General features: G+C 70.9%; 21 protein-coding genes. 10 read left to right on the forward strand and 11 right to left on the reverse strand.

What is annotated here, in order from left to right:
• Position 1: 1 nt before the first annotated feature.
• The 5 genes from ACZ7H1_RS03960 to ACZ7H1_RS03980 form a co-directional block, all read right to left on the reverse strand.
• On the reverse strand, positions 2-1,060 hold the full coding sequence (locus ACZ7H1_RS03960; RefSeq protein WP_470783481.1) for an iron-siderophore ABC transporter substrate-binding protein: 1,059 nt from the start codon (positions 1,058-1,060) through the stop codon (positions 2-4).
• A 113-nt stretch (positions 1,061-1,173) separates the two neighbouring features.
• Positions 1,174-2,013 (reverse strand): ABC transporter ATP-binding protein, encoded by an 840-nt coding sequence (locus tag ACZ7H1_RS03965; RefSeq protein WP_470783483.1) that lies wholly within the window; start codon positions 2,011-2,013, stop codon positions 1,174-1,176.
• A gap of 38 nt (positions 2,014-2,051) precedes the next feature.
• A complete protein-coding gene (locus ACZ7H1_RS03970; RefSeq protein WP_470783485.1) occupies positions 2,052-3,113 on the reverse strand; it encodes a FecCD family ABC transporter permease in 1,062 nt (353 codons plus the stop codon).
• A complete protein-coding gene (locus tag ACZ7H1_RS03975) occupies positions 3,110-4,171 on the reverse strand; it encodes a FecCD family ABC transporter permease (RefSeq protein WP_470783487.1) in 1,062 nt (353 codons plus the stop codon). Before ACZ7H1_RS03975 ends, ACZ7H1_RS03970 begins: the two co-directional genes overlap by 4 nt.
• A 110-nt stretch (positions 4,172-4,281) precedes the next feature.
• Positions 4,282-5,637, reverse strand: a complete 1,356-nt coding sequence (locus ACZ7H1_RS03980; RefSeq protein ID WP_470783488.1) for a lysine N(6)-hydroxylase/L-ornithine N(5)-oxygenase family protein — start codon at positions 5,635-5,637, stop codon at positions 4,282-4,284.
• 284 nt (positions 5,638-5,921) lie between these two features.
• Here ACZ7H1_RS03980 and ACZ7H1_RS03985 point away from each other — a divergent pair, with 284 nt between their 5' ends.
• Positions 5,922-6,869, forward strand: coding sequence for a methionyl-tRNA formyltransferase (locus ACZ7H1_RS03985; RefSeq protein ID WP_470783489.1), 948 nt, complete (start codon positions 5,922-5,924; stop codon positions 6,867-6,869).
• Positions 6,870-6,950: 81 nt separating this feature from the next.
• Here ACZ7H1_RS03985 and ACZ7H1_RS03990 read toward each other — a convergent pair whose 3' ends face one another.
• Genes ACZ7H1_RS03990 through ACZ7H1_RS04000 form a run of 3 tightly spaced genes read right to left on the reverse strand, consistent with a single transcriptional unit; the run spans position 6,951 to position 10,865 of the window.
• Positions 6,951-9,017, reverse strand: coding sequence for an iron ABC transporter permease (locus ACZ7H1_RS03990; protein ID WP_470783490.1), 2,067 nt, complete (start codon positions 9,015-9,017; stop codon positions 6,951-6,953).
• Between the two features lie 4 nt (positions 9,018-9,021).
• A complete protein-coding gene (locus ACZ7H1_RS03995; RefSeq protein ID WP_470783491.1) occupies positions 9,022-10,008 on the reverse strand; it encodes an iron-siderophore ABC transporter substrate-binding protein in 987 nt (328 codons plus the stop codon).
• Positions 10,005-10,865, reverse strand: a complete 861-nt coding sequence (locus ACZ7H1_RS04000; protein WP_470783492.1) for an ABC transporter ATP-binding protein — start codon at positions 10,863-10,865, stop codon at positions 10,005-10,007. Before ACZ7H1_RS04000 ends, ACZ7H1_RS03995 begins: the two co-directional genes overlap by 4 nt.
• Before the next feature lie 381 nt (positions 10,866-11,246).
• Between ACZ7H1_RS04000 and ACZ7H1_RS04005 the strand changes: the two genes are divergently transcribed.
• Positions 11,247-11,477 (forward strand): hypothetical protein, encoded by a 231-nt coding sequence (locus ACZ7H1_RS04005; RefSeq protein ID WP_470783493.1) that lies wholly within the window; start codon positions 11,247-11,249, stop codon positions 11,475-11,477.
• Complete coding sequence (locus ACZ7H1_RS04010; protein WP_470783495.1) at positions 11,458-12,930, forward strand: amino acid permease; 1,473 nt, start codon at positions 11,458-11,460, stop codon at positions 12,928-12,930. Before ACZ7H1_RS04005 ends, ACZ7H1_RS04010 begins: the two co-directional genes overlap by 20 nt.
• 108 nt (positions 12,931-13,038) lie before the next feature.
• Here ACZ7H1_RS04010 and recQ read toward each other — a convergent pair whose 3' ends face one another.
• The gene (gene recQ / locus ACZ7H1_RS04015) at positions 13,039-15,030 is read right to left on the reverse strand and encodes a DNA helicase RecQ (RefSeq protein ID WP_470783496.1); all 1,992 of its coding nucleotides are present in this window, start codon (positions 15,028-15,030) and stop codon (positions 13,039-13,041) included.
• Positions 15,031-15,498: 468 nt separating this feature from the next.
• Between recQ and ACZ7H1_RS04020 the strand changes: the two genes are divergently transcribed.
• From ACZ7H1_RS04020 to ACZ7H1_RS04045, 6 genes are all read left to right on the forward strand, one after another.
• On the forward strand, positions 15,499-16,665 hold the full coding sequence (locus ACZ7H1_RS04020) for an ATP-binding protein (RefSeq protein ID WP_470783497.1): 1,167 nt from the start codon (positions 15,499-15,501) through the stop codon (positions 16,663-16,665).
• Complete coding sequence (locus ACZ7H1_RS04025; protein WP_470783498.1) at positions 16,662-17,063, forward strand: roadblock/LC7 domain-containing protein; 402 nt, start codon at positions 16,662-16,664, stop codon at positions 17,061-17,063. Before ACZ7H1_RS04020 ends, ACZ7H1_RS04025 begins: the two co-directional genes overlap by 4 nt.
• Entirely contained in the window at positions 17,060-17,437 is a 378-nt protein-coding gene (locus ACZ7H1_RS04030; RefSeq protein WP_470783500.1) for a DUF742 domain-containing protein, read from the forward strand. Before ACZ7H1_RS04025 ends, ACZ7H1_RS04030 begins: the two co-directional genes overlap by 4 nt.
• Positions 17,412-18,005: a GTP-binding protein gene (locus tag ACZ7H1_RS04035; protein ID WP_470783501.1), complete on the forward strand. Its 594-nt coding sequence runs from the start codon at positions 17,412-17,414 to the stop codon at positions 18,003-18,005. The genes ACZ7H1_RS04030 and ACZ7H1_RS04035 overlap by 26 nt, the downstream gene beginning before the upstream one ends.
• 8 nt (positions 18,006-18,013) lie before the next feature.
• Positions 18,014-19,360 (forward strand): cytochrome P450, encoded by a 1,347-nt coding sequence (locus ACZ7H1_RS04040; protein WP_470783502.1) that lies wholly within the window; start codon positions 18,014-18,016, stop codon positions 19,358-19,360.
• Positions 19,361-19,584: 224 nt separating this feature from the next.
• A complete protein-coding gene (locus tag ACZ7H1_RS04045; protein ID WP_470783504.1) occupies positions 19,585-20,724 on the forward strand; it encodes a tryptophan dimethylallyltransferase family protein in 1,140 nt (379 codons plus the stop codon).
• On the opposite strand, the gene ACZ7H1_RS04050 is transcribed toward ACZ7H1_RS04045, so the two are convergent.
• Positions 20,697-22,037 (reverse strand): flavin-containing monooxygenase, encoded by a 1,341-nt coding sequence (locus ACZ7H1_RS04050; RefSeq protein ID WP_470783505.1) that lies wholly within the window; start codon positions 22,035-22,037, stop codon positions 20,697-20,699. The genes ACZ7H1_RS04045 and ACZ7H1_RS04050 overlap by 28 nt on opposite strands.
• Before the next feature lie 306 nt (positions 22,038-22,343).
• Here ACZ7H1_RS04050 and ACZ7H1_RS04055 point away from each other — a divergent pair, with 306 nt between their 5' ends.
• Positions 22,344-23,189 (forward strand): nitrilase-related carbon-nitrogen hydrolase, encoded by an 846-nt coding sequence (locus tag ACZ7H1_RS04055; protein ID WP_470783581.1) that lies wholly within the window; start codon positions 22,344-22,346, stop codon positions 23,187-23,189.
• 60 nt (positions 23,190-23,249) lie between these two features.
• Here the strand turns inward: ACZ7H1_RS04055 and ACZ7H1_RS04060 are convergent, their stop codons facing one another.
• Positions 23,250-23,831, reverse strand: coding sequence for a TetR/AcrR family transcriptional regulator (locus ACZ7H1_RS04060; protein WP_470783506.1), 582 nt, complete (start codon positions 23,829-23,831; stop codon positions 23,250-23,252).
• Positions 23,832-23,952 lie beyond the last annotated feature (121 nt).

Below are 23,952 nucleotides of genomic sequence, written 5' to 3' on the forward strand. Positions count from 1 at the left end.
CTTAGCCGACCGACTTGACGAGTTCGTCGATGGCGTACGGCAGGGAGAGCAGGGTGCCCTGCGACATGGCCGCGCCGACCGCCGGTCCCTCGCTGTCCAGGAGGTACGAGACCTTCCCGTTCTTGACCGCGGAGAGGTTGGCGAACAGCTTGGACTTCTTCAGGGCTTCCGTGTCGGCCTTGTCGTTGATGACGAAGATCCGGTCGACGTCGAGCAGGTCCATGCGCTCGGGGGAGAGCGTGGTGTAGAACTTGCCGCCGGCGATCTTGTCGATCTCCGTCTGGTACTTGAAGCCGGTGCCCGTCACGAGGCGGCCGCGCACGTCGGTGCTGGTGAACGGCGCCGCCGCGTCCTTGTACCAGGACAGCGCGACGGCGGTCTGGTTCGCGAATTCGGGGTGCGCCTTCTTGGCCGCGTCGAGCTTGTCCTGGATGCCCTTGACCAGCTCGGTGCCCTTGGCCTCCTGGCCCAGCGCCTTGGCGATGTGGACGGCGTTGTCCTGCCACGGAGCGCTGAACGGCTCCTTCTCGGCCTTGGTGCGGCCCACGGTCGGCGCGATCTTGGAGAGCTTGTCGTAGGCGGCCTGGTCGATCTCGGAGTAGACCGCGATGATCAGGTCCGGCCGCAGGGAAGCGATCTTTTCGTAGTTCGGGCCGGTGTCGCCGTTCTTCATGACGACCTCGGGGCGGGCGTCGCCCCACTTGTCCTTCGTCCAGGGCCACTGGGTGTTGATGTCGGGGGTCGTGCCCGGCGGGTTCGGGTACTGGTCGACCATGCCGACCGGCTTGATGCCGAAGGCCAGGATGGCCTGGTCGTCGGTGTAGCCGACGGAGACGACCCGCTGGGGCGTCTTCTCGACCTTCGTGGATCCGAAGGCGTGCTCCACGGTGACCGGGAACGCTCCGCCGGAGGCGGCCGGAGCCTTGTCGGCCTTCTTCTCGGCCTTGTCTTCCGTGTCGGATCCGCATCCGGCAAGGAGGCCGACCCCGAGCGTCGCGGCGGACACTGCCGCCGCCGTCCGCTGCCAGGTCTTCGTACGTGCTGATCGATGGAGGAGCATCCGAAATCCCTTGCTTTCGTGCCGTCCACTGCCGTCCCGCCCGAGGGCGTGCACACAGTATCGCGCTCAAGTGAGGCTAGCCTAGCCTTACTTGAGTCGTATCTTTGTCCGATCTAATCAAGCCGCACGTGCGTGCGACCTATGGGCACGATGAGCGGCCGGTCACCCACCGGGTCTTCGATCACCTTGGCACGCAACCCGAAGGCCTCATCAAGGAGTTCAGCGGTTATCACGTCCCGCGGGTGCCCCTGCGCCAGGACCTTCCCCGCCCTCATGACGATGAGGTTGTCGCTGTAACGCGTGGCCAGATTCAGATCGTGCAGCACCATCACCACGGTGCATCCCGACTCGTGCAGGTCGTCCACGAGGTCGAGTACGTCGATCGCGTGTGCCAGGTCCAGATAGGTGGTCGGCTCGTCCAGCAGCAGCAGATCGGTGCCCTGGGCCAGCGTCATCGAGATCCAGACGCGCTGGCGCTGCCCGCCCGACAGCGCGTCGACCGGGCGGTCGGCCAGGTCGGACACCCCGGTCATCGCCAGCGCCCGCTCCACGACGTCCGCGTCGTCCGACGACCACTGGCGCAGCCAGCTCTGGTGCGGATGGCGTCCCCTGGCGACCAGGTCGGCCACCGTGAGCCCGTCCGGCGCGACCGGCGACTGCGGCAGCAGGCCGAGTTTCCTGGCCACGTCCCTGGTCCTGAGCCCGGCGATGTCCTCGCCGTCCAGTACGACCGACCCCTTGGCCGGCTTGAGCAGCCGCGACAGGGTCCTCAGCAGGGTCGACTTTCCGCAGCCGTTGGCGCCGATGATCGTGGTGATCACCCCCGGCGGGATCGCCACGTGGAGGTCGTCGATGACCATCCGGCCGCCGTAGCCGACCGTGACACCCCTGGCTGCCAGCCGTGCGGCGTCATCGGTCCCGGCCTCCGGCCCGGTGATGTCCTGTACGGCCACAAGTCCCCCTGATCTAGATGTGCCTGAATGCATATCGGCTAGCGGCGGTTCGCCCGCACCAGCAGATAGACGAGGAAGGGGCCGCCGATCGCGGCGGTGACCACGCCGACCGGGAGGCTGATCGGCAGCGCCGCGCGCGCGACCAGGTCCGAGCCGATCAGCAGCAGCGCTCCCACCAGCCCGGAAGCCGCCATGGGCGGTGTCGGGCACCGCGTCAGACGCATCGCCACCTGCGGCGCCACCAGGGCGACGAACGGCACGGGCCCCGCCGCGCTCACCGCCCCGCCGGCCAGCAGGACCGCGCACAGGAGCAGCACCGCCCGGACCCGCGCATACCGCACGCCCAGGCCCGCGGCCACGTCGTCACCGAGGTGCAGCGGCCTGAACTCGAACGCCACAAGGGCCACGACGGCCAGCAGGACGAGCGTGCACCAGAACACCACCCGGATGTCGTCCCACGAGCGGTTCTCCAGCGAGCCGATCAGCCACGCCTGGGCGCGGGCCACGTCCCTGATGTCGGCCCGGACCAGCAGCCAGGTGGCGATGGCCTCCATCACGGCGCTCACCGAGATGCCGATGAGGATGAGCCGGAAGCCGTCGATCCCGCGCCGCCACGCCAGGAAGTAGACGAGCAGGCCCGTACCGAGGCCGCCCGCGAGCGCCGCCCCGGACAGGCCCACGGAGTTGACGACCGCCGTGGCGGTCCCGCCCGACACGGTCACCAGGAACACCGCGACCACGCCCGCGCCGCCGGTGATCCCCAGGATGTCCGGGCTGGCCAGCGGATTGCGTGCGACGGACTGGGTGATGGCCCCGGAGACGCCCAGCGCCACGCCGACGACGCACCCGGCCAGGGCGCGGGGCATCCGCAGGTCCATGATGACGAACTCGTCGACCTGCTCGCCCCGGCCGAGCAGCGTGGCGACGACCCGGGGCAGGGCGATGTCGAAGTCGCCGATGCCGATGGACAGGCAGAACACCAGGAAGGTCGCCGCGGCCAGCAGCAGGGTGACGCACACCATCCACGGGCGCCACACGAACGACACGCGGCCGAGCCGCACGCCCGGCGCCATCGCCGGCTTCGTCTCGGTCCCGGTCATGCGTTCTTGAACTTTCCGCGCCACACCAGGACCGCGAAGAACGGCGCGCCGAGGAGAGCCACGACGACACCGGCGTCCAGCTCGCCCGGCCGCACCAGCAGGCGTCCCGCGATATCGCAGACCAGCAGGACGATCGCGCCGAGCAGACCCGCGTACGGCACCAGCCAGCGGTAGTCCGGGCCGGTCAGGTAGCGGGCCACGTGGGCCACCATGAGGCCGAGGAAGGCAATGGGGCCGCACGCCGCCGTCGCCGCTCCCGCGAGCAGCGTGATGGCGACGATGCCGACGGTCCGGCTGAGCGCGATGTTCACGCCGAGCCCCCGCGCCACGTCGTCGCCCAGGTTGAGCAGGTTGACGGCGGGCAGCGTGGTCAGCGCGAGGAACAGCCCGACCGCCGCGAACCCGGTCACCGGCCAGATGACGTCGAAGCCGACGCCCGCCACCGAGCCCGCGTTCCAGAAGCGCAGTGCGTTCAGCGACGCCTGGTCCGACAGTGCGACCGCCGTGGTCATGGCCGCCAGGAACACCGTGACGCCCTGTCCGGCCAGGGCGAGGGTCAGCGGGCTGCCGGCTCCCCGGCCGATGCTCGCCAGCCCGAAGACGACGACACCGGCGACGGCCGCGCCCAGGAACGCGAACCAGACGTACTGGAACGGGTCGGCGAAGCCGAACACGGCGATCACCGTCACCACGGCGAACGAGGCACCGGAGTTCACCCCGAGCAGACCCGTGTCGGCGATCGGGTTGCGCGTGTACCCCTGGATCAGCGCCCCGCCGACCCCCAGGGCCACGCCGGCCACGACCGCGAGCACCGTCCGCGGCACCCGTACGGTCTGCACGATGAGCCGGATCTCGGTGAGCCGCCGGTCGGGGTCCGGATCCGCCGTCAGCCCGTGCCACACCTCGGCCGGACTCAGCGCGCGCGCACCCACGGCCAGCGACACCACCGCTGCCGCGAGGAGGACCGACACGAGCGTCACCGAACCGACAACTCTTCGCCGACGGGCGTCCGTTGCACCCTTCGGCGCGGAGCGCTCCACCACTGCAGTCGTGCCCATGTCGCTGTACGCTATCCCTTCGCATCCCTTCGCTCCACCGGCGGAACATCGCAGGTGGCGCTGCCGCCGAGCGGCAGCGTGAGTCCTCAGACCGGTAGGCGCGCCCAGCGCTACCGGGCCGTCCTGCCCGTCCCGTCGGCGACCGTCCTGACCTCGTCGGCATCGGACTTGAGGCCACGGTCGAGCAGCGAGTCCAGGATCTCGCCGACCCTGATGGCGGTGTTGGAGAGCAGGGACGACGTGATGCCGTGCGTGTGCTCGGTGCCGCCCTGTACGTAGATGCCGCAGTGCAGTGCGGGGTCGGTCGCGATGCGGTAGTCGCGCTCGACGCGGACTCGGCCCTCGTCGTCGCGCAGGCAGCGGTCGGCGACCTCGCCGAGGAGGCCGAGCGGGTCGGCGGGGCGGTAGCCGGTGGCGAAGACCACGACGTCCGCGTCCAGAGGAGTCTCCTCCCCGGTGACGAGGGACTGCACGGTCGCGCGGACCCGGTCGGGGGTCTCGCTGACGTCCGTCAGCCGGGAGACGTTGAGGAAGCGCAGGCGCTCGGTGCCGAGCACCTTCTCCTGGTACATCTGCCGGTACAGGTCGTCGATCAGGTCGATGTCGACCACGGAGTAGTTGGTGTTGCCGTGGTAGTCCATCAGCCGTCGCTTGACGTCCTCCGGTGCGGTGAAGAACTCGCCCACCGCGTCGGGGTCGAAGATCCGGTTGGCGAAGGCGCTGTCGTCGGCGGGGCTGTACCCGTACCGGGAGAAGACGGCGCAGACCTCGGCCGCCGGGAAGCGCCGGTGCAGGTAGGCGACGTTCTCGGCGGCGCTCTGCCCGGCACCGACGACCACGAACCGGGAGGGGGCGGCCCCTTCCAGAGCGTCGACCTTCGCCAGCAGGTCGGAGTTGTGCCAGACGCGGTCGGTGCGCTCCACGCCGTCCGGCATCTGGGGGCGCAGGCCGGTGCCTATGACGAGGTTGCGGGTGCGGCGGAGCGCGAGCCCCTCCCCCGACCGCACCGTCACGTCCAGGTACTCCACCACTCCGTCGCGGACGACGGGGGTGACCCCGACGACCTCGTGGCCGTACGAGACCGTGTCGTCGACCTGGCCCGCGGCCCACTCGAAGTAGTCGTGGAACTCCACCCGCAGCGGGAACAGGTTCTTGTGGTTGATGAAGTCGACCAGCCGACCCCTGCTCTTCAGGTAGCACAGGAAGCTGAACTCGCTGGCCGGGTTCCGGAGCGTCACCAGGTCCTTGAGGAAGGACACCTGCATGGTCGCGTCGTCGATGAGCATGCCGCGGTGCCAGCCGAAGCGCGGCTGCTGTTCGAAGAAGTGGGCGTTGATCGCTTCCTGCCGGCCCACGCGCGCGTTGTGCTCGCTGACCGCGATCGCCATGGCCACGTTGGACGGCCCGAAGCCGATGCCAATGAGGTCGTGAATCAACGGGACGTCGCCAGGACGATCCTGTGCCATGTCACTCCCATCGTGCGAGGGCAGCCGCCGCGCCGGGCAGGCGGGCAGCCGTCGGTCGGGCAGCGGACGCGGACGCGGAGGAACACGGAATTCGGGCGCAGCGACGGGTCGCGACCCGGAACTTAGGCAAGGCTAACCTGATCCCAACAGGCCTGTCGATAGACAAACCGGGCGGGCGGGATCCGAGGGGTCGTCAACTTGCTTGTGGAGGGGCACCATTGCGAAGTTAGGCAAGCCTTGCTTTACTCGACGTTGCCAAACCCCCTGCTCTGAGGAGGAACCCCATGCGGGTCGTCATGTTCGGTTACCAGACCTGGGGGCACCGGACCTTGCAAGCCCTCCTGGACTCCGAGCACGACGTGGTGCTGGTCGTGACACACCCCAAGAGCGAGCACGCCTACGAAAAGATCTGGAGCGACTCCGTCGCCGATCTCGCCGAGGAGCACGGCGTCCCGGTGCTCATCCGCAACCGCCCCGACGACGACGAGCTGTTCGAGCGCCTCAAGGAGGCCGACCCGGACATCATCGTCGCCAACAACTGGCGGACCTGGCTCCCCCCGCGCGTCTTCGGGCTCCCGCGCCACGGCACGCTCAACATCCACGACGCGCTGCTGCCGAAGTACGCCGGCTTCTCGCCGCTGATCTGGGCCCTGATCAACGGCGAGACCGAAGTGGGCGTCACCGCCCACGTGATGAACGACGAGCTGGACGCCGGCGACATCGTGCTCCAGCAGGCGGTGCCGGTGGGACCGAAGGACACCGCCACCGATCTCTTCCACCGGACCGTGGACCTCATCGCCCCGGTCACCGTGGGCGCGCTGGACCTGATCGCCTCCGGGCAGGCGCAGTACACCAAGCAGGACCGGTCCCAGGCGAGCTTCTACCACAAGCGGTCCGTCGAGGACAGCCGCATCGACTGGAGCTGGCCCGCGGAGGACCTGGACCGCCTGGTCCGCGCCCAGTCCGAGCCGTACCCGAGCGCCTTCACCTTCCACAAGGGCAAGCGGATCGAGGTCCTGGCCGCCTTCGTGTCCGAGGGCCGGTACGGCGGCACGCCGGGCCGGATCTTCTACTGCGAGGGCGAGGGCGTGGTGATCGTCGCGGGCGCCGACGCCCGCACCGGCCGCAACCACGGGCTGGCCATCACCCGGGTGCGGACCGAGGACGGCCGGGAGCTGCCCGCGACCGAGTACTTCACGTCCATGGGCGGGTACCTGACCCAGCGCCCGTGACCGCGCGCCCCTGACCTCACGGGAGATGCCCGGGACCCGCTTGCGGGTCCCGGGCATCTCCCGTGCGCGTGCGGCCGGCGGCTAGCGGCGGCTGCGGACGAGCAGGTAGAGGAAGTACGGCGTGCCGATCACGGCGGTCATGAGGCCGGCGCCGAGCTGCGCCGGGGCGATGACCGTCCGGCCCACCAGGTCGGCGGTGCAGACGAGGATCGCACCGAGGAGCACCGCGACCGGGACCACCCGGGTGTGCTGACGGCCCACCAGGGCACGGGCCGCGTGCGGGGCCACGAGCCCGACGAAGCCGATGGTGCCGGCGGCGGCCACGGCGGTGGCGCTGAGCAGCACGCTGAGGGTGAGGAAGCCGAGGCGTCCCCGTCCGAGGTTCAGGCCGAGCAGCCTCGGGGTGTCCTCGTCGAGGGACACGAGGTCGAGTTCGGCGCGCCGCAGGACCGCGGCGGCCAGGCCGACGACGAGGACGGCCGCGAGCGGCACGACGTCGGGCAGCGTCCGCCCGTACGTGGAACCCGACAGCCAGGTCAGCGCCTTCGTCGCGTTGAACGGGTCGGTCAGGATGATCAGGAGGGCGACGAGGGCGGCCGCCGCGGTGGCGATGCCGAACCCGACGAGGACCAGCCGGTTCTGCTGGAACCCGCCGCGCGCGGCGAGTCCGAACACGATGACGGAGGCGGCCGCTGCACCGGCGAACGCCGCGCCGGCCACGCTCCACGACCCGGCGAGCGGGACCGTCGTCACGAGGAGGACGGCGCCCAGCGCGGCGCCGCCGGAGATGCCCAGGATGCTCGGTTCGGCGAGCGGGTTGCGGGTCACGGCCTGGACCAGCGTGCCGGCGAGCGCGAGGGCGGCGCCCGCGAGGAGCGCGGCGAGGACCCGGGGCACGCGGGAGTCCAGCACGAAGGTGACGGTCCGGCCGGCCCGCCCCTGCGCCCAGTTCACCACGTCGCCCAGCAGCAGCTTGCTGTCTCCGACCAGGACGGCGGTGACGATCAGGCCGATGAGCACCGCCACCAGGACGGCCGTCGTGGTGAGGAAGACGGTCCGGCTCCTGATGCGGAGCCGGTCGGCCGGCGCGGCCCCGGCCGTGTCCCGGACCCGGATGGCCATGACGATCAGGAAGACGGCGCCGACGAGGCTGGTGACGACGCCGGTCGGCACCGCGACCGCCACGTCCGGCGGCACGAAGGCGCGCAGCAGCACGTCGGAACCGAGCACCAGCGCGGCACCGATCAGTGCGGCGACGGGCAGGCTCGTACGCGTCCGGGCGAACGCACGGAACCTGCGGCCGAGCGGGCGGACGAGCGCGGGGGCGCACAGCCCGACGAAGCCGATGGGGCCGGCCAGGGTCACGGCGGCCGTGGAGAGCAGGGCGGCGAGGACGACGGAGACGACACGGGTGGAGCGCACGGGGACGCCCAGGCCTCGGGCCGCGTCGTCGCCGAGGGCCAGGGTGTCGATCCGGCGGGCGAGGAGCAGCAGTCCGACGAGGCCGGCGATGCCGACGGGGGCCATCTGCAGTACGGCGGAGAAGCCGCTCTGGGAGATGCTGCCCTGGTTCCACCGGAAGAGGCCCTCGGTGTCCTGGGGGAACAGCAGTTGCAGGCCCTCGGTGACGGCGGTGAGGCCGAGGGTGAGGGCGCTGCCGGCGAGGACGAGCCGGACGGTGCCGGCGCCCAGACCGGACAGGGAGAGGACGACGGCAGCCGCGGCGAGTCCGCCGGCGAAGGCGATGCCGGAGGAGAGCAGCAGCGGGAGCGAGAAGCCGGAGACCGCGGCGATGCCGAGGGCGAGGTAGGAGCCGGCGTTGACGGCGAGGGTGTCGGGCGAGGCCAGGACGTTGCGGCTGACGGCCTGGAGGGCGGCGCCCGCCGTGCCGAGCAGGGCGCCGACGACCAGGCCCGCGGTCATCCGCGGCAGCCGGGAGGCGATGACGACGGACGCGTCGGCAGGGTCGGCCCGGCCGGTGAGCGCCTTCCACACCTCGGGCGCGCCGACGGCGGCCGTGCCCTGGGTGATGTCCACGGCCGCGAGGCCGGCGACGAGGAGGACCAGTGCGGCCGCCACCGCGGCCGCGCCCGTCCGGGACGTGAACGCCGACGGAGGGGCGGCGGGAGTGGTTGCGGTGACGGCCATGGTGTTACTTCTTCAGCGCGGTGACGACGGAGTCGATGTACTTGTTCATCGACTCGGGACCGCCGAACATCCAGATGCCGTCGGGCAGCCGGTGCACGTTGCCCTTCTTCACGAAGGGCAGCGAGGTCCACACCTTGTCCTTGGCCAGGACGCCGGAGAACGGCGTGCTGGACTCGTCGCCCTCGTTGGCGATGTAGGCGAACTGCACGTCGCCGAGCTTGGTGAGGCCCTCGACGTCGGTGGTGGCCAGGCCGTACGCCGGGTCGCCCTTGACGGTCCAGGCGTTCTTCAGCCCGAGCTTCTCGTTGACTGCGCCGATGAGCGAGCCGCTGGTGTACGGGCGGATCGAGACCTGGCCCGAGACGACGTAGCCGTCGGCGAAGGCGTACTGAGCCCCTGCGTGACCGGCGTCGGCGAGGGCCTTCTTGCCCTCGTCGAGCTTCGCCTGGAACTGCTGCTTGAGCGTTGCGGCCTTCGCGGTCGTGCCGGTGGCCCGGGCGATGAGGTCGAGGTTCTCGGTCATCTGGCCGACCGGGTCGGCGGCGTCGCCGGGGCGCACCTCCAGGACCGTCACGACCTTGCGCAGCTGCTTGAGGGCGGCGGGCGGCAGGTCGGATGTGGCGATGACGAGGTCCGGCTTGAGCGCGGCGATGGTGTCCATGCTCGGCTCACCGCGCGTGCCGATGTCCTTGGGCTCGTTCTTCAGGGGAACGGCCGTGTTCCAGGTCTTGTAGCCCTTGACGTCGGCGACGCCGACCGGGGCGACGCCCAGCGAAACGAGGCTCTCGACGACGTTCCACTCGGTCCCGACGACCTTCTTCGCGGGGCCGTCGAGCTCCACCTTCGCGCCCGAGGCGTCGGTGAGCGTGATGCGCTCGGTGGTGGTCTTCTTGGCGGCGGCGTCGTCGGCGGCGGGCTCGGTGGTCCCGCACGCGGTCAGGGTGACGGCTGCGGCGGTGGCGGCCGCGGCGGTGAGGAGAAGGCGTCTCATGAGGTGGTGCTGAGCCTTTCGCTTCGCGAGTGGTGCCGGCCGATCGCGCGGGTGCGCAGCCGGCCGGTGAGGGGGTCGGTTTCGACGTCGATGCGGATGCCGTAGGTGTCGGTCAGCCGCTGCGGCGTCAGTACGTCTGCGGGCTCGCCGTCGGCGATGACGCGTCCCGCGTGGAGCAGGACGATCCGGTCGGCCACGGCGGCGGCCTGGTCGAGGTCGTGCAGGACGGCGCCCACGGCGATGCCGTGGTCGTCCGCCAGATCGCGCATGAGGTCGAGGAGTTCGACCTGGTACCGCAGATCGAGGTAGGTCGTCGGTTCGTCGAGCAGCAGCACGCCCGTCTCCTGCGCGAGGCAGCCGGCCAGCCAGACGCGCTGGAGCTGGCCGCCGGACAGGTGCTCGGCGCCGCGGCCGGCGAGCTCGGCGACTCCGGTCAGGGCGAGCGCGCGGTCCACCGCGTCCCGGCCGCCCGGGTCGTCCCGGCCCCAGCGGCCCCGGTAGGGGTAGCGGCCGAACTCGACGAGGTCGCGTACGGTCAGCCCGCTCGGCGTGGGGCGCCCTTGGGTGAGCAGGGCGACCCGGCGCGAGAATTCACGGGGGCCCAGCGCGAGTCCGTCGGTGTCGCCGTCGATGACGAGGGTGCCCGTCCGGGGGCGCTGGAGCCGCGCTACGGTGCGCAGCAGTGTGGATTTGCCACTGCCGTTGGGCCCCACGAGGACGGTCACCCGCCCGGGCCGCAGCGTCAACGAAGCATCGTGTACGACGTCAACGGCGTCGTAGGCCACGGTGACGCCCGTGGCCGCCAGTTCATGGCCGCGGGGACGCAACGCCGCGGTGGTCTCTTCAGCTACCTGCACGCTGGGAAGGTTAGCCTAACCTTACGAGATGACAAAGGGTCGCCCGGAGGCCACCCGCAAGAGCGGAACCGGCCAAGCCCTGCCGGATCGGCCCCTCTTGCCGGTCCGCGCCCCGGTGCACATCCCGCGCCCCCGCCAACCCCACCTCGCCCGGGGCGAGTTGCCGGCCGCAGGCCGCCGCGCCGGGCGGGCGGCGGTCCGGCGCCGCCTCGGGCGCGCCCTTTGATCACGCTTCGGTCACGCCGCGTGTCCGGCCGACCGCGCGAGCAACCCGCACGGCACACATTGCCGTGCTGTCACTGCACGCTCGCTCAGCGGAGCCTCAGATCCGGATAACGATCCCGTGACCGTACGAGGGCCTTTGGGCCCGATCACTGGCGAATGACTGATTTGCCGGTGATGTACGCCACGGTTCTGCGCCGGATGCCGTGGTACATCTTCACGACCGCCTGCCGGACCACCCATGTCCGCGCAGAGGCGCTGGAGCCGGCCGACCGTCGGCAGCAACTCCATCAGCATCCGGGGGATCGGAACCCGATCCGCAGCCGAGCACGGCCGCGGATCGCCATGGAGCGGAAAGGCGCACCACAGCATGACCTCGACGCAGGTTGAACAGCACCGCGGCGACGACGACGGCACGACCGCGGGCGGCACGCCCGAGGAGGGCTACGAGCGCGGGCTCGGCAGCCGCCAGGTCCAGATGATCGCCATCGGCGGCGCCATCGGTGTCGGCCTCTTCCTGGGCGCCGGCGCGAACATCGCGAAGGCCGGGCCCAGCCTCATCCTCATGTACGCCCTCGCCGGCGTCATCGTCTTCTTCATCATGCGGGCGCTCGGCGAACTGCTCCTGTACCGGCCCGTCTCGGGTTCGTTCGCGGAGTACGCCCGTGAATTCCTCGGCCCGTTCTTCGGATTCGCGACCGGCTGGACGTACTGGCTCATGTGGGTGGTCACCGGCATGGCCGAGCTGACCGCCGCGGCGATCTACGTGCACTACTGGTTCCCGCAGGTCCCGCAGTGGGTGACCGCCCTGGTCTTCCTGGTGGTCCTCTACGTCGCCAACCTCATCTCGGTGAAGATCTTCGGCGAGATCGAGTTCTGGTTCTCGATGGTCAAGGTCACCGCCCTGATCGGCATGATCGTGATCGGCATCGGCGTCGTGACCTTCGGGTTCAGCGCGGCCGGTGACACCGCCGCGGTGTCCAACCTCTGGGCCTTCGACGGCATCTTCCCCAAGGGCGTCGGCTCCAGCCTGATGACCCTGCAGGGCGTCATGTTCGCCTACCTCGCCGTCGAGCTCGTCGGCGTCACCGCGGGCGAGTCCGAGAACCCGGAGAAGACCCTCCCCAAGGCGATCAACACCCTGCCGTGGCGCATCATCGTCTTCTACGTCGGCGCCCTCAGCGTGATCCTGATGGTCGTGAAGTGGACCGAGTTCGAGCCGGGCGTCAGCCCCTTCGTGGCGGCCTTCGCGAAGATCGGCATTCCCGCCGGTGCGGCGATCGTCAACTTCGTGGTCCTCACCGCGGCCCTGTCGTCCTGCAACTCCGGCATGTACTCCACCGGCCGCATGCTGCGCGACCTCGCCGCCAACTCCGAGGCCCCCAAGATCCTCGGCAAGCTGAGCTCCACCAAGACCCCGGCCCTCGGCATCACCCTCTCCGCCGCCCTCATGGGCATCGGAGTGGTCCTGAACTACGTGGTCCCCGAGAAGGCGTTCGGGTACGTCATGTCGGTCGCGACGGCGGCCGGCATCTGGACCTGGCTGATGATCCTGGTCAGCCACATCCGCTACCGCCGCGCGGTGGTGGCCGGCCGCCTCCCGGCGTCGTCCTTCCCCGCGCCGGGCGGCACGCTGTGCAGCTGGATCGCCGTGGCCTTCCTGCTCATGGTCACCGTGCTGATCGCCATCGACCCCGACAGCCGCGTCTCGCTGTACGTGGGTGCCGGCTGGGCGGTCTGCCTGGGGATCGGCTGGGCCGTGCTGAAGTCCCGCACGCCGCAGGCCGGGACCCAGGGAGCCGGACCGGCCGACCGCGAGCCGGAGCTCACGGGCCGGTCCTGACCCGACCCGCACCCCCCGACGGGTGCGCACCGGCCTCCCCCGCCGGTGCGCACCCGTCGGCGTCTTCCCGGACCCGGCCCCCGGCCCCGCGGCCACGCCGGGACCGCCTCACTGCCAGTCGTCCCAGGGCGGGTCCTCTTCCTCCGGTTCCTCCGGCCCGAAGGGCGGCTCCTCCCCGTGCGCCGCCGCGGGGTCCGCCACCGGGGCGCCCGCTGCGGGGCCCGGCCCGGCAGGGGCCGCAGCCGCGGCGCCGCACTCCGCCAGGGTGTCGAGGACGCCCTGGGCGTACTTGGCGAGCTTGGCCTCGCCGACCCCGCCGACCCCGCCCAGCTCCTCCACCGTCGCGGGCAGGCGCGTCGCGATCTCCCGCAGCGTCGCGTCGTGGAAGACGACGTACGCCGGTACTCCCTGCTCGCGCGCGGTCGCGGCGCGCCAGGCCCGGAGGGCCAGGAAGACCGGCTCGGCCGCGGCCGGCAGGTCGACCGGCACGCGCGCGCCCTTGCCCGAGCGCGACCCGGACTCCTTGCGGGACGGCGCGGCGGCGGCCTTCTCCTTCCGCATCGGGACGCTGCGGCGCCCGCCGAGCACCTCGCCGCTGTCGTCCGTCAGCACGAGGGTGCCGTAGTCGCCCTCCACCGCCAGCAGCCGCAGCGCCAGCAGCTGGCGCACCACCCCGCGCCACTCCGCGGTGCTCAGGTCCGACCCGACGCCGAAGACCGAGAGCCCGTCGTGGTCGAACTGGATGACCTTGGCGGTCTTCTTGCCCTGCAGGATGTCGATGATCTGGCCGGCGCCGAACTTCTGGCGGCGTTCCTTCGCCAGCCTCCACACCGTGGACAGGAGCTTCTGCGCCGCGACCGTCCCGTCCCAGGACTCGGCCGGCGTCAGGCACGTGTCGCAGTTGCCGCACGGCCCGCCGGACTGCCCGAAGTACTCCAGCAGCCGCATCCGGCGGCAGTCGACCGTCTCGCACAGCGCGAGCATGGCGTCCAGGTGCATGCCCAGCGACCGGCGGTGCGCCTCGTCGCCCTCGGAGCCCTCGATGAGCTTGCGCTGCTGGACCACGTCCTGCAGGCCGTACGCCAGCCATGCCGTGGCCGGCTCGCCGTCGCGGCCGGCCCGGCCCGTCTCCTGGTAGTAGCCCTCGACCGACTTCGGCAGGTCGAGGTGGGCGACGAAGCGCACGTCCGGCTTGTCGATGCCCATGCCGAAGGCGATCGTGGCCACCACCACGACCCCGTCCTCCCGCAGGAACCGCGCCTGGTTGGCCGCGCGCGTACGGGCGTCCATTCCGGCGTGGTACGCCACGGCGTCGACGCCCTGCTCCACCAGGAAGGCCGCCGTCTTCTCCACCGAGGCCCGGGAGAGGCAGTAGACGACTCCGGCGTCCCCGTCGTGCTCGGTCCGGATCAGCTCCAGCACCTGCTTGAGGGGGTTGTTCTTCGGGGCGATGCGGTACTGGATGTTCGGCCGGTCGAAGCTGGCGACGAAGTGCCGGGCGTCCTCCAGGCCGAGCCGCGCCACGATCTCGCCGTGGGTCGCCTTCGTGGCCGTCGCGGTCAGCGCGATCCGGGGCACCTTCGGCCAGCGCTCGTGCAGCATGGACAGCGCGAGGTAGTCGGGGCGGAAGTCGTGGCCCCACTGGGCGACGCAGTGCGCCTCGTCGATCGCGAACAGCGACACCCTGCCCCGGTCGAGCAGCCGCTGCGTCCCCTCGGAGCGCAGCCGCTCGGGGGCCAGGTAGAGCAGGTCCAGCTCGTCGGCGAGGAAGGCCTGCTCGACGGCCTGCCGCTCGTAGGGGTCCTGCGTCGAATTGAGGAAGCCGGCCCGCACCCCGAGGGCGGTGAGCGCGTTCACCTGGTCCTGCATCAGTGCGATGAGCGGCGAGATCACGACGCCCGTGCCTTCTCTGACGAGTGCCGGGATCTGGTAGCAGAGCGACTTGCCGCCGCCGGTCGGCATCAGCACGAGGGCGTCACCGCCGCCGACGACCTGCTCGATGATCTCCTGCTGCTCGCCGCGGAAGGAGTTGTAGCCGAAGACGCGGTGCAGGACCTGCAGCGCGTCGGAGAGCTCGGGGGAAGGGTCCGAAGGGGCCATTCGGGAAGCCTAACGGGCCCCGCCGACACCCCGGGCCGGCCGGCGCGGCCGACGCCCCGCACGCCGGCTCCCCCGCGCAATTCCACGCCATCCGGGGAATGTCCGTAACTGCTCGCGCTGCGGCGTCCCACTCGGCCGCCGGCAAGCCCCGAAAGCCATAGATTGCCTTTAATCGGACACCTCGCCGGGCGGGGCGCAAGCCGAGTTGCGAGAGGCCTCGCGCACTCCATTACGTTCTCGTGAAGTGGGCCGGAACGGGCCAATGCCCACCAGGGAACGGCGCATTGACGGTCGGTCACCTGCTCACGCCCAGTGATACGATCATCGCGCTTGCGGAGCGGCGGATGGGCGCAAAACGACATCTCCGACCACGGCGGCCATCCGGAGGTGCCCCTGTTCGGACGGTCGCCGGTCCACCCGCATTGACGGGATTCAGCAACTGGCCGTCAGTCGCCTGAAGAGAGTCTTATGACGCATTACATACAGAACCCAGTGGTCTGGGCCCTGCTCGTCTCCACCGTCGGCGCGGTCGCCGTCATCGTTCGCCAGCGCAGGGCGGCACGGGCTCTCCAGCACGAGATCGAAGACATAAAGACCCACTACGCCGAGCTGGAGAGCAGCTTCTCGAAGTCCGTCGAGGCCGAGAAGGAGCAGGCCCAGGACGCGACGAAGTCGGTCCTGAAGTCCGCGATGCGGACCCTTCAGGGTCTTGCCGCCGAGCAGCAGTCGGTCATTTCCGGACTCCAGAGCAAGTACGGCGAATCCGTCATTCTCCAGGACCTTCTGGAAATCGACCACACGAACTCCCAGTTCGGGCGGCGCGCCCAGTCCATTGCCGTGTTGTGCGACGGCTGGCTGGGGCGCCAGCGCGAGGTCGCCTCGGTTTATGACGTGGTCCGCAGCGCGCAGGGAAGAATCCGTCACTTCCGTCGCGTGGAAATTCTCTCGCAGGTCGACTTCGGTATCACCAATCGGACCGTCGAACCGGTGGCACTGGCTCTCGCCGAGCTGCTCGACAATGCCACCAGCTATTCCAGCCCCGACACCGTGGTCGAAATCAACATTCGTACCGTACCCAAGGGCATCTGCATCGTCGTCGACGACGCCGGTGTCGGCATGAACGACGAGGAGAGGGCCCGGGCGGAAAAGCTCCTGTCGACCGAGCGGGTTTCCGGCGTTTCCGGACTCGGGAGTCCCCCGCAGTTCGGTTTCGCGGTGATCGGCGTGCTCTGCGAGCGCTTCGGCTTCGAGGTGTCCGTGGACTCGAGCTCGCCGTACGGCGGCGTCCGCGCGGTCCTCCTCCTGCCGCACGACCTGCTCACCGCCATGCCGGAGAAGAAGGTCCCGGCGCCGGCCGCCCCCGTCTCCGCGACGGACCCGCGCGGTCCCGAACCCGCGGTGAGCACGTCCTCGACCGTCGACGGCCTGCCGCGGCGCAGCCGCAAGCGCCCGATGGCCATCGTGCCCGGCGGCACGTCGGCCGCGCCCGCCACGGGCCGCTCCGAGGTGGAAGCCGCGGCGATCATGGGGGCGTTCCAGCGGGGCACGGTGTCCGGACGGGCCACCCGCCCGGGCCCGGCGGACCAAACGAGCAGCACACGTGATGCGAGCAGCGAAGGGCATGAGATCTCGTGAACAACGATCTGTCATGGATGCTTGACAGCGCCTTGGAGATTCCCGGGGCGCTGCACGCGGTCCTGGTCTCCGCCGACGGTCTGCTGATGGCCCGGACGAAGGACTTCGACAAGGACAACGCCGACACGGTCGCCGCCGCAATGAGCGGCGTGCAGTCGCTCAGCCGCTCGCTCGGGTTCTTCATCGAGGCGGGCCACCTTCAGTGGCGGCAGACGCTCGTCGAATTCGACGGCGGCTGGGTCTTCCTGATTTCCGCCGGGGAGGGCGCATATCTCGGCGTCTCCGCCTCGCCGGACGTCGACATGCAGGACATCACCTTCCGGATGCAGCAGCTCGTCGGCCAGCTGGGCAAGGTCCTGACGACTCCGCCGCGCGAGAACCTCGGCATCCGCTCATGAGGGGCTTCGACGAACTGGAACCCGAGGCCGCGGAATTAGTTCGTCCGTACGTCATCACCAAGGGGCGCGGCCTGCCCGACGAAAAACAGCTGTCCCTGATCACGCTGGTCACCGCGGCGGGCGACGGACAGCAGCGTCCCACCCAGCTCTCCCCCGAAGAGCAGGCACTGCTGGAGTTGTGCACCGCCGGCTATCTCTCGGTCGCCGAGATAGCGGGGCACATGCGGCTGCCCATGGGTGTGGTGAAGATCCTCCTCTCCGCCCTCACCGAGCGCGGCTACCTCATCACCCGCCCGCCCGTGCAGCGCGCCCCGCTCGCGGACAGGCACATCCTGGAGGAGGTGCTGAATGGGCTCCGCGCCAAGTTTGGATAAACAGGCGTACGTCCGCGAGGGTGCGACGCAGACCGCCGTGAAGATCCTCGTCGTCGGTCACTTCGCCGTCGGCAAGACCACCTTCATCGGTGCGATATCGGAGATCCCTCCGCTGTCCACCGAGGAGACGATGACCCGCGCCGGCGAGTCGTTCGACGACCTCAAGGGCGTCCGGAGCAAGACCACCACCACGGTGGCCATGGACTTCGGCCGTCTGACCATCAGCGACCGCGTCGTGCTGTACCTGTTCGGAACGCCCGGTCAGCAGCGGTTCGTTCAGATGTGGGAGGACATGGCTCGCGGCGCGCTCGGCGCCCTGGTGCTCGTCGACCCCGAGCGGCTGGCGGACTCGTTCGCCGTGATCGACCTGATCGAGCAGTACGGTCTCGACTACGCGATCGCCGTCAACCGCTTCGACGGCACGCCGGACCGGACGGAACGGGCGCTGCGCGAGGCGCTGGACCTCCTCGACGACACCCCCGTCGTCACCATCGACGCACGTGACGAGAGGTCGTCGGCCGACGCGCTGATCACACTCGTCCGCTTTTTGCTGGACCGCGCTCACTAGGAGCAGACATGGACGCTCATCCCACCGCCCCCGCACCCCCGCCAGGGTGCCCTGCCCACGACGCCGGCGGCCGGGTGCCGCTGTACGGACCGGGGTTCGCGGCCGATCCCCAGGCGTACTACGCCTACCTGCGCCACTACGGTCCGACCGCGCCCGTGGAGCTGGCTCCGGGGGTGGAGGCCACGCTCGTCACGGACTACTCGACGGCGCTGCAACTGCTCCAGGACTCGGCGTCGTTCCGCAAGGACGCGCGCCGCTGGCGGGACCTCAACGAAGGCCGGATCAGCCCGGACAGCCCGGTGGTGCCCGTGCTGGCGTACCGGCCGAACTGCATGTTCAGCGACGGCGCCGAGCATCTGCGGCTCCGCCAGGCGGTCACGGACAGCATGGCCCGGGTCGACTCGCGCCGGCTGAGCCAGAGCACCCGGCAGGTCTCGGACTACCTCATCTCCCAGTTCGGTTCGCGGGGTTCGGCCGACCTGCTCGGCGACTACGCCAAGCAGCTGCCGCTGTTCGTGTTCAACGAGCTGTTCGGCTGCACCGCCGACATCGGCGACCGCGTGCTGTTCGGCATCACCGGCATGTTCGACGGCGTCAACGCCGAGCGGGCGTTCGAGGTGCTGTTCGGAGCGGTCGGCGAACTGGTCGCCCTCAAGCGCGCCCGGCCCGGCGAGGACGTCACCTCGTGGCTGATGCAGCACCAGGCGCGGCTGACCGACGAGGAGATGGTCCACCAGCTCGCGCTCCTGCTGGTGGCGGGCAACGAACCGCTGCGGAACCTCATCGGCAACACCCTGCACCGGCTGCTCACCCACGACGCGTACGCCCACAAGGGCGGCCTGATCGACGAGGCCATCGACGACACGCTGTGGGAGAACCCTCCCATGCAGAACCTCGCGCCGCACTATCCGGCGGCCGACATGGAGTTCGCCGGGCAGAAGCTGCAGGCGGGCGAGCTCGTCCTGGTCAGTTTCGCGGCCGCCAACACCGGGCCCGCGCTGACCGCGGCGCGTCAGGCCGGCAGCAACCGCGCCCACCTGGCGTGGAGCGCCGGTCCGCACGCCTGCCCGTCGAAGGACCCCGCCCGGCAGATCACCGTCACCGCGGTCGAGAACCTCCTCAACCGGCTTCCCGATGTCGAACTGGCCGTGCCGGAGGACAGCCTCGTCTGGCGCCCCGGCCCCTTCAACCGCGGTCTCGCCACGCTTCCCGCGCGGTTCACCCCGGCCAGGACGGCGGGCCGGACCGTGCCGCAGCCCCGTGTCGAGGAGCCTGCGCGCCCGGCGGCGGACGCGGGCGCCAAGCGTGAACGGAACGGCAAGTGGAGCCAGTTCCTCAACTGGTTGACGAGGTGATTCTGTCCACATCCTCCGGAGCCCCCGCCACCGCATGAAGGATCAGCCCCGGGGGTAGTGAGCCACGCGTTGTTCCGTCGTGCTTACGAGGCAAAGGAGGTGTCGTGGACCACAGATCCGCCGACGCCGCTGTCATGCAGCTCCCCACCGCAGTGGGCCCCTTCGATACCCGCCTCCCCAGGCGGGTATCTTCTTGGGCGCTCCGGGAAGTGGCGGGAGGACCGGTGGCCGCAGGGCCGGTGGCCGCAGAACCGGTGGCGGCCCCGCCGCCCGGTGCTCCGCCCGCGCCCCCGGGGGAGACCCTCGGGGCTCACTCGGCGAGACAGGCCCTGCGGCTGTGCGAGGCCGCGGGGCTGGGCGGAGCCGACTCCGCTCACTATGCACGGACGCTGCTGGCGGCACTGGGCCCGTCCGCCGAGCGGCCGCTCGACCTGCCGCCTGCCGGGGACTGCTTCCTCTCCGACGACCACACGCCGGTGGAGTTCTCGCTCTCGTTCACAGCGGACGCCGATCCGACGCTGCGCGTGCTGCTGGAGCCGGGGTACGGCGCCGGGAGCCTGGAGCAGAACGGGCGCACGGGCCTGCGGGTCGTCCGCGGGATGGCGAAGCGGTGGGGGTTCGACACCGCGCGCCTGGACGACCTGGAGGACCTGTTCTTCCCGCCGGACCCCGAGGGGCCGCTCGCTCTCTGGTGCGCGCTGGAACTGCTCCCCGGCGGAGTGCCCAAGGTCAAGGTGTACCTGAACCCGGCGGCGTCCGGGCAGGAACGTTCCGCCGAGACGGTGCGCGAGGCCCTGCGCCGGCTCGGCCACACGCGGGCGTTCGAGGCGCTGCCGGAGGGCGACCGCCACCTGTTCTTCGCCCTGGACCTGGGCGACTGGGAAGAGCCGCGGGTGAAGGTCTACGTCGCGCACCACGGCCTGTCGGCCGCCGAGGCGGCCGGCCTGTCCCGCATGGACGGCGGCCCGGGACGCAGGGAGCTCAGGAAGTTCTTCCGCGCTGCTGCCGGGCAGGACCTGCGGCCGGGCCGCCGGCCCGTCCAGTCCTGCCACGCCTTCACCGAGACGGCGACCGGCCGGCCGAGCGGCTTCACGCTCTACATCCCGGTCCGCGACTACGCCCGGCACGACGGCGAGGCGCTCGACCGGGCGCTGGCCGTGCTCGGCCGGCACGGCATGGACCCCGCCCCGTTCGTCCGGTCGCTGTCCGCCGCGACCTCCCGGGGGCTGCAGGACGGCGTGGGGCTCATCGCCTATCTGGGGCTCGCCCACCAGCAGGGCCGGCCCACGCGGGTGACGGCCTACATCTCCTCGGAGGCGTACGGGGTCAGGCCGCCTCACGCGTCCTGGAGCTCCCGCAGGTAGGAGCCGACGTCCACCTGGATGGATGCGCCTTCGGTCCGTCCGTAGCGCTTCTCGACGCCGTTCAGGTACGTACCGATCTCCTCGCGCATGACCTCTGCGGTCGGCAGGGCCACGTCGCCGCCGACGAGCCGCGCCACCCACCGGGCCTGGGCCTCCACGAGCCGCGTGATCGAGCCCACGGGCCGGATCAGACCGACGAAGTACAGGCCGGTCCGGTCGGGCGCGACGACGCGCCTGTACAGCTCCACGGCGGCCCCCCGGCCGGCTCCCGCCGGACACCCGGCGGGCAGGAAGGGGAACGCCATCCGGAATCCGGTGCAGTAGACGATCGCGTCCGCCTCGACGGCGCTCCCGTCGGTGAAGCACACCCGGCTGCCGTCCAGGGAGCCGACCGCGGGCCTCGGTATCACCCCGCCGTGCCGGATCCGGCTGAGGATCTCGTCGGAGATGGTCACGGCCGAGGCGAAGACCGGGTGGTCGGGCTCGGGCAGGCCGTAGTCCGAGAGCCTCCCCCGGGCCACGAGCAGCGCCTGCTCCACGAAGCGGCGCTGCTCGGGGAAGGGCATGTCGTTCCACCACGGCGCATCGGCGATCAGGTCCACGGACATGCCGAAGAGCTGCTTGGGCACGACGTGCAGGCCCCGGCGGACGGACAGCACCGTCTGCGCGGCGTGCCGGGAGAGGTCCACGGCGATGTCCACCCCCGACGCCCCCATCCCGACCACGACCACCCGGAGGCCGGCGAAGTCGCTGCCGTCGCGGTACTCCATCGAGTGGAGAATCCTTCCGGCAAAGGAGTCGGAGCCCGGCGGCAGCGGATCCGGCAGCGCGGCCTCCGTGTGGTGGCCGGAGGCGACGACGACGTGCCCGAAGCGCCGCTGCGCCACCGCTCCCCGAGCGTCCCGGCTGGTGACCTCCCAGGCGCCGTCGCCGTCCTGCCGCACGGAGAGGACTTCGGTGCGCAGTTCGATGCGGGGCAGCAGCCCCGCCCACTCGGCGAACGACCGCAGATAGGCGGCGACGTCGCCGTGCCGGGGGTAGAGGGGCAGTTCGGGCGCCATCGGGAAGTCGGCGTAACCGGTGAGCTGCTTGGCGCTGTTCACGTGCAGGGACAGGTAGGCCGGGCCCGGCTCGCCGGCCCCCGGCTGGCGCCAGATCCCTCCGACGTCGCGTGCCTTCTCCAGGCAGACGAAGTCGATTCCCGCGGCCGAGAGCGCGCGTGCGGCCGCCAGACCCGACAGACCCGCGCCGATGACGCACACGGCCGCGGCGGGGGAAGCGCCCGGAACACCGCCGGCAGATGAGCCGCCCAAGGATCCCTCCACAGAAGAACACCGTCCGTTCCTGCACCGGGCGTTGGGCCCGGGACGCCAAACGATACCGATCGGTTCCGCATGTGGATCTTCTCTTGACTGAATCCTTTCGTTTCACCATCCTGACTGAAATTTCAGTCAAATAATAGCCCGAAACCTCGGAAGGCGGTCCGTCCCGTGACCCCGTACGCACTCCTCACCTCCTACGGCTCCCCGGCCCGTACGGAGCCCGGCGAGCGCGAACCGCTGCGCGTCGGCCTCGTCCAGCTGCGCTGATACGCCGACCAGCGCGAACACGACGACCGGCTGCGCGAGGGCGTGGCCCTCGCCGCCGGGCAGGGCGCGAAGGTGGTCTGCCTCCCCGAGCTGACCCGCAGCCCCTACTTCTGCAACACCGACGACCCGATGGCCGACGGCGCCGAGCGCCACCTGGAGGACGTCGAGACCGGCCCGACCGTCCGTCTCGCCGCCGAGCTGGCCACCGGCCTCGGCATCACGGTCCACGCCTCCTTCTACGAACGCGCGGCGGACGGCGGCCTCGGCCACAACACCGCCGTCTGCGTCGGCCCGGACGGCGGGCTGATCGCCCGAACCCGCAAGAACCACATCCCGGCCTTCCCCGGCTACCGCGAGGACCTCTGCTTCCGGCCCGGCGACAGCGGCTTCCCCGTCGTCGCCCACGAGGGCGCCTCCTTCGGCTTCCCCACCTGCCGGGACGAGTGGTTCCCCGAACTCGCCCGCGCGTACGCCCTGCACGGTGCCGAGATCCTCGTCCACCCCACGGCAATCGGCTCCGAGGTGGACCTGCCGGATTTCGACACCCGACCCATGTGGGAGCACGCCATCAGCGCCAACGGCCTGGCCAACGCCCTCTTCATGATCGTGCCCAACCGGGTGGGCACCGAAGGCCGCTCCACCTTCTACGGCTCGTCCTCCGTCTCCGACCCGTACGGCCGGATCGTGCTGCGCGCCCCGCGCGACCGGCCCGCCGTCCTCGTCGCCGACCTCGACCTCGACCAGCGCCGGGACTGGCTGGAGTTCGGCCTCATGCGGACCCGCCGCCCCGAGCTGTACGGCACCCTCACCGAGCGGCCCGGGCGCGTGAAGAGCACCTCGGCCGGGCCGGTCTCCGCGATCCGTCCGGCGTACTGACTGAAAATTCAGCCAGCAGCTGAGGCAAGGAAACGACCCGGCCTGGGGACCGGGGGTACGTCAGCCCTGCCGGAGCCCGGCCAGTTCGGCGTCGATGGCCCCGCGCATCAGCTCCCGCGCGTGGCCGATCTTGATACCGCCGCTGAGCCACCGCATGCTGAGCCCTTCCAGCAGGGCGGTGAGCCGCTCGGCGGCGGCGGCGAGCGACGAGGCCGGGGCCATCGGCTGGACCTGGCCCAGCATCGCGGCGACCTCCTGGACCCACACCAGGGTGGCCCTGGCGAGGTCCTCGCGCAGCACCTCGTCGAACACGGCGCTCGCCCGCAGTTCACCCCAGGCGGAGCTGTTCTCCCGCACCTCCACGGTGTCCTGGAGCTCCAGCAGCAGGGTTTCCTCCAGCTCCTCCCGAGGGGTGAGCGGCGGGTCGTCCGGGTCGCGGTCGGTGGTGTAGCGCTCGGCGCGGTCGTTGATGAACTCGAGGGTCTGGCGCAGGACCCCGGTGCGGTCCTTGAAGTGGTAGTAGATCAGGGCGGTGGAGACGCCGGCCTCGGCGGCCAGTTCCTCCACGCGCAGCCCGCGTACCCCGCGCCGGGCGATCACCCGGGCGGCCGCTTCGAGGATCTGAGTGCTGCGAGACGCCATGACCCGCACCTTACCGGGGCGTTCCGGAGCGGGCGTACGCGGGCCGTCACCGGGTGTGCTCCCCGGCGCGGGTGCCGCCGGCCGGGGTGCCGCGGCTTTGGCGGGCCGTCCGCGTGCGGCG

The organism is Streptomyces sp. NPDC037401 (assembly GCF_055602345.1).

Bases quoted from the DNA above. Each gene is read 5' to 3' on its own strand.
- ACZ7H1_RS04010 (WP_470783495.1), top strand. From the start codon at position 11,458: ATGACCTCGACGCAGGTTGAACAGCACCGCGGCGACGACGACGGCACG.
- ACZ7H1_RS04030 (WP_470783500.1), top strand. From the start codon at position 17,060: ATGAGGGGCTTCGACGAACTGGAACCCGAGGCCGCGGAATTAGTTCGT.
- recQ (WP_470783496.1), bottom strand. From the start codon at position 15,030: ATGGCCCCTTCGGACCCTTCCCCCGAGCTCTCCGACGCGCTGCAGGTC.
- ACZ7H1_RS03995 (WP_470783491.1), bottom strand. From the start codon at position 10,008: ATGAGACGCCTTCTCCTCACCGCCGCGGCCGCCACCGCCGCAGCCGTC.
- ACZ7H1_RS03980 (WP_470783488.1), bottom strand. From the start codon at position 5,637: ATGGCACAGGATCGTCCTGGCGACGTCCCGTTGATTCACGACCTCATT.
- ACZ7H1_RS04005 (WP_470783493.1), top strand. From the start codon at position 11,247: ATGACTGATTTGCCGGTGATGTACGCCACGGTTCTGCGCCGGATGCCG.
- ACZ7H1_RS03975 (WP_470783487.1), bottom strand. From the start codon at position 4,171: ATGGGCACGACTGCAGTGGTGGAGCGCTCCGCGCCGAAGGGTGCAACG.
- ACZ7H1_RS03970 (WP_470783485.1), bottom strand. From the start codon at position 3,113: ATGACCGGGACCGAGACGAAGCCGGCGATGGCGCCGGGCGTGCGGCTC.
- ACZ7H1_RS04020 (WP_470783497.1), top strand. From the start codon at position 15,499: ATGACGCATTACATACAGAACCCAGTGGTCTGGGCCCTGCTCGTCTCC.
- ACZ7H1_RS03960 (WP_470783481.1), bottom strand. From the start codon at position 1,060: ATGCTCCTCCATCGATCAGCACGTACGAAGACCTGGCAGCGGACGGCG.
- ACZ7H1_RS04060 (WP_470783506.1), bottom strand. From the start codon at position 23,831: ATGGCGTCTCGCAGCACTCAGATCCTCGAAGCGGCCGCCCGGGTGATC.
- ACZ7H1_RS04040 (WP_470783502.1), top strand. From the start codon at position 18,014: ATGGACGCTCATCCCACCGCCCCCGCACCCCCGCCAGGGTGCCCTGCC.
- ACZ7H1_RS04035 (WP_470783501.1), top strand. From the start codon at position 17,412: ATGGGCTCCGCGCCAAGTTTGGATAAACAGGCGTACGTCCGCGAGGGT.
- ACZ7H1_RS03985 (WP_470783489.1), top strand. From the start codon at position 5,922: ATGCGGGTCGTCATGTTCGGTTACCAGACCTGGGGGCACCGGACCTTG.
- ACZ7H1_RS03990 (WP_470783490.1), bottom strand. From the start codon at position 9,017: ATGGCCGTCACCGCAACCACTCCCGCCGCCCCTCCGTCGGCGTTCACG.